10 protein-coding genes, 1 tRNA gene and 1 pseudogene are annotated in these 13,931 nt (G+C 60.3%); 2 read left to right on the top strand and 10 right to left on the bottom strand.

Annotation, left to right across the window (positions count from 1 at the left end; translation table 11 throughout):
* Positions 1-32: 32 nt before the first annotated feature.
* The gene (locus AC5ZG5_RS01800; protein ID WP_456640865.1) at positions 33-569 is read right to left on the bottom strand and encodes a disulfide bond formation protein B; all 537 of its coding nucleotides are present in this window, start codon (positions 567-569) and stop codon (positions 33-35) included.
* 152 nt (positions 570-721) lie between these two features.
* On the opposite strand from AC5ZG5_RS01800, the gene AC5ZG5_RS01795 reads away from it, so the two are divergent.
* A tRNA-Leu gene (locus AC5ZG5_RS01795) sits at positions 722-806 on the top strand.
* Between the two features lie 449 nt (positions 807-1,255).
* Here the strand turns inward: AC5ZG5_RS01795 and AC5ZG5_RS01790 are convergent.
* The 4 genes from AC5ZG5_RS01790 to AC5ZG5_RS01775 form a co-directional block, all read right to left on the bottom strand.
* Positions 1,256-1,582, bottom strand: coding sequence for a hypothetical protein (locus tag AC5ZG5_RS01790; protein ID WP_456640864.1), 327 nt, complete (start codon positions 1,580-1,582; stop codon positions 1,256-1,258).
* Positions 1,583-1,866: 284 nt separating this feature from the next.
* A complete protein-coding gene (locus tag AC5ZG5_RS01785) occupies positions 1,867-3,156 on the bottom strand; it encodes a phthiocerol/phthiodiolone dimycocerosyl transferase family protein (protein WP_456640863.1) in 1,290 nt (429 codons plus the stop codon).
* A 129-nt stretch (positions 3,157-3,285) separates the two neighbouring features.
* Positions 3,286-5,163: a DUF4387 family protein gene (locus AC5ZG5_RS01780; RefSeq protein ID WP_456640862.1), complete on the bottom strand. Its 1,878-nt coding sequence runs from the start codon at positions 5,161-5,163 to the stop codon at positions 3,286-3,288.
* 329 nt (positions 5,164-5,492) lie between these two features.
* The gene (locus AC5ZG5_RS01775; protein WP_456640861.1) at positions 5,493-6,419 is read right to left on the bottom strand and encodes a LysR substrate-binding domain-containing protein; all 927 of its coding nucleotides are present in this window, start codon (positions 6,417-6,419) and stop codon (positions 5,493-5,495) included.
* 96 nt (positions 6,420-6,515) lie between these two features.
* Here AC5ZG5_RS01775 and AC5ZG5_RS01770 point away from each other — a divergent pair, with 96 nt between their 5' ends.
* Positions 6,516-7,808, top strand: a complete 1,293-nt coding sequence (locus tag AC5ZG5_RS01770) for an MFS transporter (RefSeq protein ID WP_456640860.1) — start codon at positions 6,516-6,518, stop codon at positions 7,806-7,808.
* Positions 7,809-7,838: 30 nt separating this feature from the next.
* Here the strand turns inward: AC5ZG5_RS01770 and AC5ZG5_RS01765 are convergent, their stop codons facing one another.
* The 5 genes and pseudogenes from AC5ZG5_RS01765 to AC5ZG5_RS01745 form a co-directional block, all read right to left on the bottom strand.
* Entirely contained in the window at positions 7,839-8,768 is a 930-nt protein-coding gene (locus AC5ZG5_RS01765; protein WP_456640859.1) for a LysR family transcriptional regulator, read from the bottom strand.
* Between the two features lie 264 nt (positions 8,769-9,032).
* Positions 9,033-10,289, bottom strand: a pseudogene (locus tag AC5ZG5_RS01760) (DUF3300 domain-containing protein).
* A gap of 71 nt (positions 10,290-10,360) precedes the next feature.
* Positions 10,361-10,651, bottom strand: coding sequence for a hypothetical protein (locus AC5ZG5_RS01755; protein ID WP_456640858.1), 291 nt, complete (start codon positions 10,649-10,651; stop codon positions 10,361-10,363).
* A gap of 285 nt (positions 10,652-10,936) precedes the next feature.
* On the bottom strand, positions 10,937-11,944 hold the full coding sequence (locus tag AC5ZG5_RS01750; protein ID WP_456640857.1) for a phospholipase D-like domain-containing protein: 1,008 nt from the start codon (positions 11,942-11,944) through the stop codon (positions 10,937-10,939).
* A 14-nt stretch (positions 11,945-11,958) separates the two neighbouring features.
* On the bottom strand, positions 11,959-13,746 hold the full coding sequence (locus tag AC5ZG5_RS01745; RefSeq protein WP_456640856.1) for an ABC transporter ATP-binding protein: 1,788 nt from the start codon (positions 13,744-13,746) through the stop codon (positions 11,959-11,961).
* Between the last annotated feature and the right edge of the window lie 185 nt (positions 13,747-13,931).

Raw genomic sequence — 13,931 nt, 5'->3', positions numbered from 1 at the left:
GGCGCATCCCGGAATGACGAACGGGCGATCTCTCAGGCTCTTACCGTCCGCGCAAAACCCCAGGCGGCGATGGCGGCCATCAGAAGCGAGATCAGCACGTTGTAGCCGGCAAGCGAGAGGCCGAGAAAGCGCCACTGCACCTCGTCGCAGCGGATGACCTTCACCGTATCCAGCCGCTGCAGCAGGGTGCCGGCGCTGCCGAGATTCCCGACCGGCCCGGTGCAATCGGTCGGCCCCTGCCAAAAGCCCCATTCGACGCCGGCGTGGTAGGCGCCGAGCCCGGCATTGACGAGCGCGGCGAGCGCGAGGACCGCCAGCCCTGCGAGCAGCAGCGGCCGCGGCGCCCCCTTCGCGGCAGCGAACGCCACCAGCGCTCCGAGCGGGACCGCGAGATAATAGGCATAACGCTGCTCGAGGCAGAGCGGACAGGGCAGGATCTCCAGCACAAGCTGGAAAAACCAGGCCCCCGCCAGCGTCGCCGCGGCGATGACAGCCACGGCGGTCGACGCCGTCAGCGCCGGATTGGCCGATCTATGTGTGGACAGCGGATTGGCGGTCGCGAGCGTCACGGCTAAAGCTCCTGCAATACCAACGTGGTATCCCCTGGACCCGGCGCTGTCGAGCCGCGTCCGGATCAAAACCGCGCGGGTTGACCCCACCACCCCGCCCGCTATATTCCGCCCGCTTCGCGACGCCAGCCTTCCGGGCTGATGGGGCGAATGCCCCTGTGGCGGAACTGGTAGACGCGCTCGACTCAAAATCGAGTTCCGCAAGGAGTGCTGGTTCGATTCCGGCCAGGGGCACCACGGAAAAACATCAATAAAAACAACAACTTAAGGCACAAGTTCGATTCCGGATTTCCTCGGAATCTGTCGCGGCGCATTGAAAATCCGAGCAAAAAGCCCACCGCAGCGGTCCACTTTGCTGGTATTTTTGCTGGTATCGCCAAGCCAAACGCGCCGCAGCGAATTTCGCTATTCCGAACGACGGAATCGAGCAAATGGCCCGCAAGAATAATGGCGCGGGTGCCAACCCAAAGTAGACCTGACTAATCTCGACTGCCGCCGCGCGACCGAAATTCGACATGAGCGACGGAACGCCACCCAGCACGAGTTCCTGTCCGATCAACCCACGCAATATCATCGCTGGGCCGGTGTTGGAGCACCAAGGTGGCTAAGAACTGCGAACGCGATGAAGGGGGCAAAGGCTAACGACATTAGATACGTCTTAGTGACAATCAGTCATGTGAGTTGCGCTAGATTACCTCGTACGCAAACAGGGTCGCGACCGCAGTAATTGCGATCAAGCCCCAAAGAAAAACAGTATCTGCGAACTGCTCCATTCGGACGCTGAGCGTAGCTCGATCTGAGTAGCGCATCGACAGATATGACGTTAGGGCACTTACAAGAAAAGTTACCGCAGCAAGAGCCGCATATTCATCTACATGAGACGGGCCATGCTTGACCTCGGCCAGCTTAACCAATCCGATCAGCGTGACACAGACACCGATCATTGTTCCGGAAACTGGCAGGATGTGAGATGCCAGTGTCTCGCTACGCAACTTTGCTGTTCGATCAGTCATGTTTACTCGCTTTGCATGTGCTGTTTCCTTCGATTTTCGCATTGAGTCACGTAGCATCCTTGTTTGAAACGACGAGCGTTCCGGGATGGCGGCTGATGGTATCGTCGATTGTCGACGAATAGTCGTCCATCCGGAATGTACGTGGAAGCGCCGAATAATCGCCCATTGGAGACTCAAACGTCGGATCCCGGAGAGAGCGACTGGCATACAGATGGATATGGGGCTCGGCGAATGCTCGATTGCTCGGCCCATTGGAGTGGTTGGAACGTAACGCGCGCTGACGCTCAGGTCGCCGGGACTGCCACGCACGCAGCGGCAGAGATCAGTCTTCTCACAAACTTTTCGGAGACCACCTGCATCACGGATGGGTCGATGAACTCCGGCACATAAACGATGTTTGCGACGAGCGTACCCTCATAGATTGCGACCGAGACGTTCGGGAATTTCTTGAGCCAGCCGAGCGCATATTCGAAGCCGGCCACCCTCAGCCGCGCCATCGGCCAGCGGAATTTGACGGCTTGCATGTCGGAGACATTCAAAGCAACAGGCGCCTGCTGCGCTGCGCCAAACGACTTCGGATAGTTCAGGTATTCGCTGAAGAAGGCGCCATTGGCGACACCCCGGTGTATATCGTCGAAGATGAGCCTTGCAATTCCGAATAGCGGCTGGTCTAGATCCGGAATCCGCGTGATGTGGCCCGTGATCGCCGTGACGACGAGCTCCGTCGAGACATGCGGCTCAAGTCGCCGACGCATGTCGATGTTGGACCGCAGCAGGATCTGGCGGTAATTGCCTTCTGAGACGTCCCGGATCGCAAGCGCAAATGCGGCGAGAAGCAGTGAGTGGACCGAACATCCGTTGGCGTGGCTTGCCGCGTGGATGCGCTCCACATCGTCGGCCGCGATGACGATACGTTCGAGGCGATGGCTCAAGGCTTGACCATCATGCGCGGCCAGCATCGGAAACTCCGTATACGGGCCCGCATAAGATGGAGCCTTCTGGATTGCATCTGCCGGTAACGAGGCGAGCGCGCGCTCGACCGCGGCGTCCAGCGGCTCAGGGAACGGCTGCTCTTGCAATACCGGAGGCACCTGCCTGACCACGCAATCACAGATGTAGGCCAGGCAGGAATGCAGTTCGACCAGCGAGGTTGCATCAGTGACCGCATGCGAGCTCAGCATGAAGATGTCGAGCGCATCTGCGGCTGAGATAACGTGGATGCGATAGATGCCCTTGCTGGTGTCGAGCTCGGCATTGAGCAATGTCGCGAACAACGCATCGACCGAGCACGTCTCAGGTGTCGCCCACATATCTATGGCCGGGCAGCCATCATCGCGTTCGATGAATTGCCCGTCCTGCACAGCCGCGCGAAGAATGCGGTACCTTGCTTCCAGATGCACGACGGCCTGTTCGAATTGCGCCCTGCTGACCACGCCGGCGATGCGGCTGCGGCTCACCACGGTCGTGCCGGTTGCGAGGTAGATCGTTTCCGTCGGCGACGCCTTCCGAAACCGCCGGCGGGCAGTGTGCGAGAGCTTCAATGGGGTCGGCTCGCTGGTGATGATCTGCTGCATGGTCGAATTCCCTGAATGGCTGGCAAGAAGCGGAGGATTTCGTGCCGCAACATGCCTGCTCAAGGGAATTGGGACAAATATGGCTTCGATATGCAGGTATCGACAGGCCTTATGGGACGCGCGTCTCCGTCAGAACGAGGAAGCCCGCGTAAGCGCGGTCGCATAAAATGGAATGTCCATTCCCTCCAGCGCCGACTGCTGCTGGACTCCGAACACATCTCGCTCGTCCGTTGACCCGGAAATGTTGGGTCGATCGACCGATATCTTGATGGCGTTGCAGCTATCGACGAAAAACGTACCAACGATTTTCGCACTGGGAATGCCGAGAACTCCGGCAATATTTTCCTTTGTGAACAGGTTCGAATTCAGTGCGGCTTCGTAGTTCTCTGCGGAAGCGAAGAAAATGTCGAAGGTCTGTCGATTGATGCCGGCGTCCTTGCTTCGGATGACCGACGCCATGTCCAGCAGCCGAGAAGATCCGATCGGCGCCTCCGTGGATGCGTGGTCGGCAATCATGGAGAGAGTCTGAGTATCGACGTCGCCGGAATAGTCCGTCTCTCCGATCTCCAGATAGTGGTAGTGGTCCACGCCCTCATCTTTCCAATCGCTTCCGTCCGCCCGATAATAGGTGATCGGGAACATCTTCTGGATCACGTCGTCGTTCTGGAGCAAGTGGTAAAGCGACCATGCATATGAATCGGCAGCGTCCAGATTCATGCGCGACGCGGGGCGCGGCGTCGCGACCGAATCAATGCGCGCGAGGTCCCGGCGATGTTGCAGGTCGATCGTCTCGCCATCGCGACCAACGGTACGCAGCAAAATAGCCGGGTTTGAAATGTCTGCCTCGGTGATCGTGAATTCCGCATTGACGAGAGCGGCCGGAAACGCCTCCGCAATATCATTGAGAACCGCCGCTTTGATTTGCGCATAATGGGCCAGGAATACGGGATCGCGCGTACCGCTGGGCACAATGGATCCGAACCGGCCATCTGAACGCTTGAAGTTGATGAAATTCGGCGACATCGGAAAAGCGAGGTTGCCGACCGACGTCTTGCGTCCGGGATAGCCGTAATTAAAAATGGCATTTGTCAGCAGCCGCGCCAGCAGAATCGCATCTTCCTGCTTCGTTGCTGCTGTTTCAATGATAATTCCGAGCTCGCGGCCGGCGTTGCGGATCGGCGTCGCTCGGACGCCGTTGCGGCCGTAGACAAGAATATCTTCCGGAATGCGGCTGAGGTCGGCTGGATCGATGTAGATCAGCGACGCCTTCTGTGCGCCAAGCCGGCACGCTCCCTCAAGCTTGATGCTCCACGGCCATGGCTTGCCATGGCGGACCAATGTGCCGCCCCTGATGCCCGCAGTCCTCCCATCGCGAGAGAAGAACTGGGCTTTCTCCGTCGTGAGAATGCCTTCCGGATAGAACTGAAGTTGCGGATGGCTTTCCTGATACAGCGAATGCGCGGCGATCGAAAAAGGCGTGCAGCGTCGCGCAGGGTTCGGTGACGTGAAGATCGCCGATCCGTCGTCATAGACCTCTGCAACCAGGCAATCGGACGGCGATCCCGGCTCACAGGCGAGCGCACCACACTCCAATACCTGTCCGACATGATATGCAAGGCCGGCGTTGATGCCGCGCCTGATCATGTCGGCTGCAAACAGCGCGGAGTCGCACGAGCGGCCGGCGATGACGAATTGAGCTCCGCCACCGAGCGCGGCGATCAGAGGATGAACACCCATCTGGCCGACGATCGTGCTGTTACGCAGCATTTCCTCATTCAGGGCCGGCCCCGCGCCCGTGGCACGAAGCGCCCCTGCCCGGTATTCCCGGATGACGGTTTCCGGATCGATCTCGGACCTGATGACGGCGACCTTTGCATCCCTCAAGTTGAGTTCGGCAAAGACTTCCCTCGCGATGCCGAGCATCCAGTCGACGGCGCGGTCTCCACCCGCCGTTCCGCTGCTGCCGATGATGACGGGGCAGCCGATGCGCTTGCCGGCCGCCACCATCTGGCGGTAATCCGCTTTGACCGCTTCCCGTTCGAAGTAGGACGTTCCGCTGCCGAGATAGTAGGGCCCGGCATCCATCGAGCCGGCGTCGCAGATGATGGCATCGACATGACCGTTGAGTGCAGACTGAAGCGACTCCTTGGGATAGCCGTAACCCAGCGTGCCGCACGCCGCGACCACCCGATAAATGAGATTTGGCATTGCACTGCTCTTCATGCTCGGCTGCTCCGAATATGGAACCGCCAATCGTCATGAAATCAGATGGTTCGTGCCGGGCTCGGGGACAAATAGGACTTCGATATGCAGGTATCGGTGCTGAGTATGCCCAGCTATTTGAGCCATTCCATTCCGAGGATATGGCCGTCCAGGAGCTCGGCTCCGATAAATTCGGTCAACAGCAAACGAACCGCCTCGCCGGCCCGGCTGAGCGGGAAATCGCTAGACGAGATAATGGAACAAGTCAGATAAAGGTTGGCGTCGACCGGAACGGGTTGCGCGAAGCCCTGATCGACAAAGTTCTTTCCGTTTGCCACCGGCAGAAGCGTATGCGCGATGCCGGTCTTGACTGTAAGCAGCTCGGTCGAGAGCGAGTTGGTTTCCGCGACGATGTTTGGCGTCAACCCATACGCTGCAAAGGTGCGGTCGATCAGCGCCCGCCGTCCATTCGGCCCCCCCGGAAGGGTCAATGGAAGCTCCGCGATCTCCTCCAGGGTCACCGAGGACTTGCCAGGTTCGCCGAACGGCCGCGCTCCTACCAGGCAGAGCCGCTGTCTGAACAGCGGTTCCCGCGCGAATTTCGACACCAGTTCATCCTCGTATATCAGGGCCAGATCCAGGTCGCTGGTATCGACCCTGGTTTCGAGCGATTCACTGTCGCCATCGGATATTTTGAGCTTAACTTTCGGAAGCGCGATTTTCACATGGGCGATCAAGGATCCGATCAAAATCGGAGCCAGCGACGAAGCAATCCCGACGCTGACGGCCCCCTCCGGCTCGCCGCTTTGGGAGCGCGCTACCGTCGGCAGCAGATCGAGCTGATGCAGGATGGACGACGCCTCCCGATAGAGCACTTCTCCCGCGGCCGTCGCGCTGACACCGCGGGCGCTCCGGTTGAGCAGCTTCATGCCCAAACGGTCCTCCAGTTCATGGATCTGCTGGCTCAGGGCCGGCTGGGCCACGTGAATGGCAGCCGAAGCCCGGGAAAAGCTCCCGGCCTCCACAATCTTCACAAAATACCGAAGTTGTCGGAACTGCATGAGTCGATATAACTTTCGGAAGCCGCAATCTGCAAGCGACACGTTATGGATGGCTCACCCAAAAGTCGCAAAGGCCGAGAATACCGGCTCATCGAAATGCGCTCCATCGAGATAGTCGAAGCTGGCCCGGACGAAATAGCGCTCTTCAACAGGCTAGGATGGCGCCTCCTTCCGCTGCTCGTCCTGCTCTTCCTCGTCGCTTTCATCGATCGGCAGAACGTCGGCTTCGCCAAGCTCCAGATGGTGTCGGACCTCAATCTATCAGAGGCGGCCTACGGCTTCGGGGCATCGCTGTTCTTCATTGGCTACGTGATATTCGAGATTCCGAGTTGCCTTGCGCTCAACCGGTTTGGCGCGCGGATATGGCTTGCGCGGCTCATGCTGAGCTGGGGCGTCGTCACAGTACTCCTCGCCTTCACGTCGTCCAAGGAGATGTTCTACGTCCTCCGCTTCCTGCTGGGTGTCGCGGAGGCCGGTTTCTATCCCGGCGTCGTTTTCTACATACGCGAATGGTTTCCTGAACCTTACCGCGTCCGCATGCTCGGCTACTTCACGCTCGGCAGCAGCCTCGGAAACATGTTGGGCGGTCTGTTCAACGGCATCCTGCTCGATTTCGAGGGCGTCCTCGGATTGGCGGGCTGGCAATGGGTGTTTTTGGGAAGCGGAATGCCTGCGATCTTGCTGGCTTTCGTTGCTCTCGGCTTTCTCCCGTCGTCCCCGGCAAAGACGGCAATCCTGACCGACAAGGAACGCGTCGTCCTTGCCGCCGCCCATGCAAGACGCCCGTCCGAGGTGGACGGTCACGGCAATCCACTTTCCGTGCTGTGGGATCCGCGCGTGCTCGGCTTTGGCGGCATCTACGTCCTATATGTCATCGCCTTCTACGAGGCCACCTACTGGCTTCCAACCGTCGTGCACGAGTTCGGCGTCAGTTCGACCATGAACGGGGTCCTCAACATGATCCCCTGGGGCATCGGTAACGTGGGTCTGCTGCTAATCCCTCGAATCCTTGTCAACGACCGGATCACATTGTCGGCGACCGCCGCGATTACCGCCATGGGCGCACTCTGCTTTCTCGCCGGCGTCCTGGTGCAGGATGTGTCACTTCGCTTCATCGCGCTCGCAATCGGCGGCCCCTGCATCGCGGTGCTTAATCCATGCTTCTGGATTTTCCCTTCGCGGATGTTTGCGGGCGCCCGGGCTGCAGCCAGCATCGCAGCCATCAACTCGATCGGGAATTTTGGTGGTTTTGTTGCGCAAAACCTGGCGCCATGGGTCGAGCAGCTCACCGGAACGGTGGTCGGACCGATGCTGGTGCCGGCCTTCTGCCTTGCGGTCCTGTCCGTGCTGGCCATTATTGGACTAATGCTTTCGCCGAGGTCGGTATGAGGACCGCGGTGGTTGGCCACCGAACGCGTTTCATGCTTCCATCAGACGGGCCCCACGCCGCTTGGTCTGCTTGACGAACTTTCTCACGACTTCGATCAACGAGGACTGAACAGCCTCGGTCGCCGTCGACAGCGCAGCGTCGCCGTTCGAAATGACTGAGCACGTCATGTACAAGGCGGGCTCGACCGGTAGCGGGGGTGCGAGTCCTTCAAACCCGCCAGGGGGAAGCTCGCCGATATTCATGATGGTGTTTCCAAGTCCCGCGCGAACCGCGGAGAGTTCGCTCGCGAAATCCTCGGTCTCCACCACGATATTCGGAACCAGCTTGTGCTCGGCAAACGCACGATCGACGACCTGCCGCCGGTTGCCCGGCCTGCTCTGCAAAACGAGCGGCAGCCTTGCGACGTCCTCCAGCGATATCGATGGCTTCGAAATTGCCGCCACATCATTGCCGATCAGGAATAGGCGCTGCATGAAGACCGGCCTTCGCACGTGAGCAGCCACCAATTCATCCTCGAAGGCTAGCGCGAGATCGATCGCATGGGCTTGCACGCGGGCGCTCAGGGCCTCGCTGTTGCCGTCGGAGCAGACCAGGTTCACGGACGGGAGCTCCGTTCTGAAATGCTCGAACACGATTCCGACGAGCGCCGGCGCGAGCGAGGAAACAAGCCCCAGTCGTACGGTGCCCTGCACCTGCCCCGCCGACTCGCGCAAGAGGCTTGGCAGTTGACTCATCCGTTTCAGGATCGAGGATGCTTCGTGGAAAAAGGCCTCGCCTGCCGGCGTCGGCCTGACGCCCCTCGGCGTCCGCAGAAGGAGTGCCGCGCCGACGCGCTCCTCGAGATCGGCGATCTGCTGGCTCAGAGCCGGCTGCGCGACGTGCACAGCGGTCGCCGCCCGTGAGATGCTGCCGGCTTCGACCACCGCAACGAAATATCGCAGCTGCCTGTATTGCAGCATTTTCGCTTTCCCAAGGGCATTCCTAAACCATTATAGCCGTGCTCTGCAAAAATGACAAAATGTGGGGTTGTCGAAGCAATCCCGGGTACTTTTAAGAGGAGACTCTTGCCCCGCGGTACCTTCCGTCGCTCAGCTACGGAAGGTCCCGCAAGACGCATGACTCCTTCAACGCCGGCCAAACGTCATGTGCTCGCCTAAACCGTCGCGAGGCCGCTCCGGACGGAAGTCCGGATGGAAGGCCGGCATCCGCGGCCGCATCGCGTCCTAGGCGTCACCCCGCCGCTCCGGCGCCACCATGCGGTCGATCCTCCGGTCACCAGCGTCACGCCCAAAGTCCGCGTCCCGACGCTCAATACCGCCCTTGGCCCCGTCGCCGGCCAGCGCACGATCTTCGCGCGGTCGATCGACATGCGGCACATCGGCTTGGTCGTGCGACGCATCTTCACGCGGCATGTCCACATGGTCGCGGGAGGCACCTTCATGGGGCATGTCGACAAGGTTTCTCGGAGCGTCATTCGGCAGAACGGTCGGATGGTCCCTGAACATGTCACCGTGCTCGACATCGGCCCGGTCTCGGAAGGCGTCCCGAGCGGCCATCTCGTTGCCGCGACCGAAACGCGCCGCAACTGCCGCGTTGCGATACGGCACGTTGCCGCGATGCGCCGGGTCGTGAACCCAGACGTTGTTGGTGATGTTTATATTGGTGTGGTTGAACACGTTGTAACGGTTGACGTTGATGATGACATTGTGATTCCACCAGTTGCAACCACCCCAGATCGCAGCGCCGACTGCAACGCCCGCCGCAAAGGACACGACATTGCTGGCAACGAAGCCGGGCGGCGACCAGTAGAACGGCTGGTAGTCGGGATACGGTCAGGCACCGTAGACGACGCCGGGATTGTAGACCGGGACGTAGTAGACGTCGGGATTGACCGGCTCGATAACGATCGGCGGCTGCACGCCCGCGACCTTGCTGCCGATTGGCGGCGAGACCGTCGTGACCACCTGCTGGGGCGTCGATTTCAGATTTCCAGCAGCTTGCGCCTCAGCCCGCAGCTTCTGCACGGCATCTAGCACATCCTGTTGCTGCCCCAGGAACGCATCGCCGAGTTCTTCCGTCCAGGCGAGCCTGTCGCTCATCATCCGGAGCGTCTGCGGCACAGCAGTAAGGGCCTTGACGCTCGGATCCCACGATTGGCCCTGCATTGCGTTCTCGAGCGCCTGTCCTTGAACGTCCGGATTGTCATGCGACCAGCGCGCCGCCTCGACCACCTCAAGGGGATAGGTCGAAGCCATCAGGACCTGTGTCAGCAGGGCGTCAGGGTAGAGCGCGATCGGGGCAACGACCTGCATAATCTGGGCTTGGGAAAAGCTCTGATCGCTCGCTGGTTGGCTCTGGGTCTGATCCGCGGCCGTCGGGCTCTGTGCCTGCGCCGGCACGGCGGCGACGCTCCAGACCAGGACGAGAGCGGCGGTGCAGAGCGCCAAGCGACGCGTCGTTGTCGAATCTTTGTTGAACATCTTAGTTCCCCGTTTCCGCCGCGGCGCAATCGATGCGCACACGGCTGTCATGACCTGTGATTCCGAGAGCTTTAGAGGCAGATGCGCTGGCCGTTGCGCCAGAAACATCCGGAGCCGCGGTGGTACGCGTAGACATTGCCATAGCGACCAACGGCAACTGCGCCATTTGGGCCGAAGCCAATCGCGCCGCGGGAGCTGATGCAGCCAGCACGATAGACGCCGCGAACGCACTGGAAAGCGCTGGCGCTGGACATGCTCAGCATCACCCCGAGTATGCCGGCAGCTGCGGCCGCCGCATACTTGGCTTTGCGCGAGGAGAAAGCAGTGACGCGCCGGTCGGATTTCACGTTGATGATAGTCATGGGTCTGTTCCTTTCACGGTCAACAGGGGATCATCCGCGACAGCCTTTCTGTGCCGCGGTGGGTTGGGTTACGGTGTCTTGGAAGGCGGGCCAGAGCGATGAACTGCCCTGCCCGTCAACGCTCAGTACAAATGATCCAGGCAGGCATCGGAAACAAATACTGCTTCGATATGCGGGTATCGGCGGGTGCTATGGCCGAGGATGACGAACACCGCTCATGCATAAAGCACGGGCGCGCTTGCCGCGCCGATGCTCCAGCTTTTGTCGAATAAATATCCGGTTGTGTCAGACGTGATGTTCGTCCGCATCCCGATGCGTCAACGCAAGGCGCGTAATATCCGTCACACCGTGACCTTCCAGATCGGTTCGCACTGCCTCGTCCGACAAGGGCATCTTCCTCGAATGTTTCCAGTCGTGCGCGGCGGTTTCGATCAATCGCCTCACCACGTGCTTTGATGAGGTTTCGATCGCCAGCTCGCGCCGGTCGTCAAAACTGCCCGGGCTGAGATTGATCGATCCAACGATGGCTCGTTCATCGTCGGCGATCATGATCTTGCCGTGGAGCTTCAAGTTCCTGAGCACACGAACCTTGGCGCCGACATCGTGGACGATACGCAGGCCGCTGACGCCCTCGAACAGCTTCTTGCGTTTGAGCTTGTGTAGCGCGCGCGACATGATGCGGACACGTACGCCGCGGCGCTCGGCCCGAACCAGGCGTTCGATGATCACCATGTCCTGATATCGCTCGTTCTGCAGCCACAGCGTTTCCCGGGCGGCATCGATGAAGTCGGCGATGCGCTGACGGCCATTGTTGGGACACCAGATCAAGCTCGAACCGGCTTCCGGAATGAAGGGCTTCTCGTCCCAGTCCGCATTGAAGCACCGTACCATCTCTGCGATCTCCCAATCGTCCGTCGTCTCGACCGCGTAGTCCCGCGTCTGGGTTAGATCGCGCGTTTCCCAATTCAGCGATTCGATGAATCCAACCTTGTTATCGATCACCATCGACTTCTGATGGGTCACGGCGAACGCACGGTTGCTGTCGCGCACGCTGACGCCGGCTGCGAGCAAGCTGTCGCGAGCGATTTCATTGTCGCTGCTGCCGTCCCGGCGGGCCGGATTGAGCATCACGCGGACATGCACGCCCCGATGCCGGGCGGCGATCACAGCATTGAGCAGAGCCGGATCCGTGAACAGGAACATGCGGATGTTGAGGGCGTGCCGGGCCGAATTGATGGGATCAATGATGGCAGAAGCCGTGTCGTCGGGCAGCACGATCAAACGATGTGACATGACTATTCCTCCCCTTAGGCCGCTGCCGTGATCGCCGAGCCCTGCTGGGCGCGGTGCAAGCCCGCATAGACGCCGCCATGCGAGATCAGCGCGGCATGGGGGCCCTCCTCCACCACGACACCATCCTTGAGGACGATGATCTTGTCGGCATCGATCAGGGTGCTGAGACGATGCGCGATCATGATGACGGTGCGACCCTTCATCAGGCGGCGCAGCGCTTCGATGACGAGGCGTTCCGATTCTGTGTCGAGGGCCGCCGTGGGTTCATCCAGCACCAGGATCGGGCTGTTGCGGATCACCGCCCGTGCGATCGAGATGCGTTGCCGCTGGCCGCCAGACAAGGTCTCGCCTCGTTCGCCGACCATCGTGTCGTAGCCATGCGGCATCCGGCTGACGAAGTCGTGGGCATTGGCGACTTTGGCCGCGGCGATGATCTCGTCCTCGGTCGCTTCGGGCCGGCCGTAGGCGATGTTTTCCCGCACCGTGCCGTGGAACAGCACCGCATCCTGAAGCACGAATCCGATCTGGGCCCGCAACGCAGCGACCTTATAGTGGGCAATGTCGACGCCATCGATCAACACGCGGCCGAGAACGGGATCGTAGAAACGCGGCAGCAGGCTAAGCACGGTCGATTTGCCCGAGCCGGTCGGGCCGACGATACCGACGACTTGCCCGGGCTCGATACTGAATGAAACCTCGTGCAGCACCGGATTGTCTTTGTCATAGCCGAAGCAGACCCGGTCAAATGACACGGCTCCCTTGGCCCGGCGGAGATCGATGGCGCCGGCGCGCTCGCTGATCACATCATCGGCGGATAGGATGGTCTGGATACGCTCCAGCGCGACGGTGGTCTGGGCAAGCGTGCTGGTCATGCCGGCGAGATCCTTTACAGGTTTGAAGAATTTCTTGAGATAGGCGAGATAAACCGTGAGCGCGCCAGCAGTCATCTCTCCCGTCACGATCAGCGAGGTTCCTCTGCAAAGCACGATGGCGGTGCAGACGGCGACGACGATATTGACAATCGGCGACATCAGCGACTTGATCTTGCGCGCGCGGAGTGCCGCGGCGACGGTGGCATGGCTGGCAGCTTCCAGATGCGCCAATTCGAGGTCCTGGCGTCCGAAAGCCTTGGTCACACGGATCGATGCCAGGCCTCGCTGCACGACGGACAGCAGGTCGCTTTGGCGAATCCGCACCGCGCGAGTCGCATCCTTTACCACTTTCTTGAAGTGGAAGATGAAGAGCAGGAGCATCGGCGCGAATCCGACCGCGATCATCGTGAAGTCCCACTCAAGCCAGAACATCAGCATCACCATGAACACGATAGTCAGGAGATCGATGACGATGCTGAGCGTCGAAGATGAGGCAAAATCCTGGATCGTGGCGACATCGGTCGTGATGGTCGAGACCAGCGCGCCAACTTTCGCGTGGTCGTAGTAGCGGAGCGAAAGCCGATGCAGATGCTCGTAGATGCGCAGCCGGAGGTCGTTGGCGACCCACTGCCCCGCGCTCGTGGTGTAGTAATTGTCGATATAGCTCGCTATGGCGGCGACGATTGCGATCGCGAGCGTGGCGACACCCGCGAACAAGGCGACGCCAAGCGTATGCTTGCCGAAGCCGGCATATTCATGCGCCCAATCCAGCCATTTCGGCAAATGGTGATTTCCGAGCGCGTCGTCGATCACGAGCTTGAGCGGCCACGGGGCGGCGAGCCCCATCGCGATCTCGACAAGCATGGCGACAAACACGATCGCCAGCCAGCGGCGATAAGGTTGCAACAGATCCATTACCAGGCGTGACATTCCCCATCTCCTTCAAGTCAAAGGCGCGGCGTCAAAGCGCCAGTCCGTCGACGACCGCTGTTGGGGCGGAGGAATGATCGCGCGGCAGATCAAAAACAAATATGGCTTCGATATGCAGGTATCGGCGCGAGCGATACATCGGTTCGCGGTGGTCCACGCCGTGAACCTATCGGTACGGCTTATGG

Source organism: Bradyrhizobium sp. Ses1, assembly GCF_059512365.1.
Note: the sequence above shows the minus strand (reverse complement) of the source record. Positions and strands in the feature narration are given on the sequence as shown.

Excerpts from the sequence above, each read along its gene's own strand:
- AC5ZG5_RS01790 (WP_456640864.1), bottom strand. The coding sequence starts at position 1,582 with ATGACTGATCGAACAGCAAAGTTGCGTAGCGAGACACTGGCATCTCAC.
- AC5ZG5_RS01765 (WP_456640859.1), bottom strand. The coding sequence starts at position 8,768 with ATGCTGCAATACAGGCAGCTGCGATATTTCGTTGCGGTGGTCGAAGCC.
- AC5ZG5_RS01780 (WP_456640862.1), bottom strand. The coding sequence starts at position 5,163 with ATGGTGGCGGCCGGCAAGCGCATCGGCTGCCCCGTCATCATCGGCAGC.
- AC5ZG5_RS01775 (WP_456640861.1), bottom strand. The coding sequence starts at position 6,419 with ATGCAGTTCCGACAACTTCGGTATTTTGTGAAGATTGTGGAGGCCGGG.
- AC5ZG5_RS01750 (WP_456640857.1), bottom strand. The coding sequence starts at position 11,944 with ATGTCACATCGTTTGATCGTGCTGCCCGACGACACGGCTTCTGCCATC.
- AC5ZG5_RS01785 (WP_456640863.1), bottom strand. The coding sequence starts at position 3,156 with ATGCAGCAGATCATCACCAGCGAGCCGACCCCATTGAAGCTCTCGCAC.
- AC5ZG5_RS01745 (WP_456640856.1), bottom strand. The coding sequence starts at position 13,746 with ATGTCACGCCTGGTAATGGATCTGTTGCAACCTTATCGCCGCTGGCTG.
- AC5ZG5_RS01770 (WP_456640860.1), top strand. The coding sequence starts at position 6,516 with ATGCGCTCCATCGAGATAGTCGAAGCTGGCCCGGACGAAATAGCGCTC.
- AC5ZG5_RS01755 (WP_456640858.1), bottom strand. The coding sequence starts at position 10,651 with ATGACTATCATCAACGTGAAATCCGACCGGCGCGTCACTGCTTTCTCC.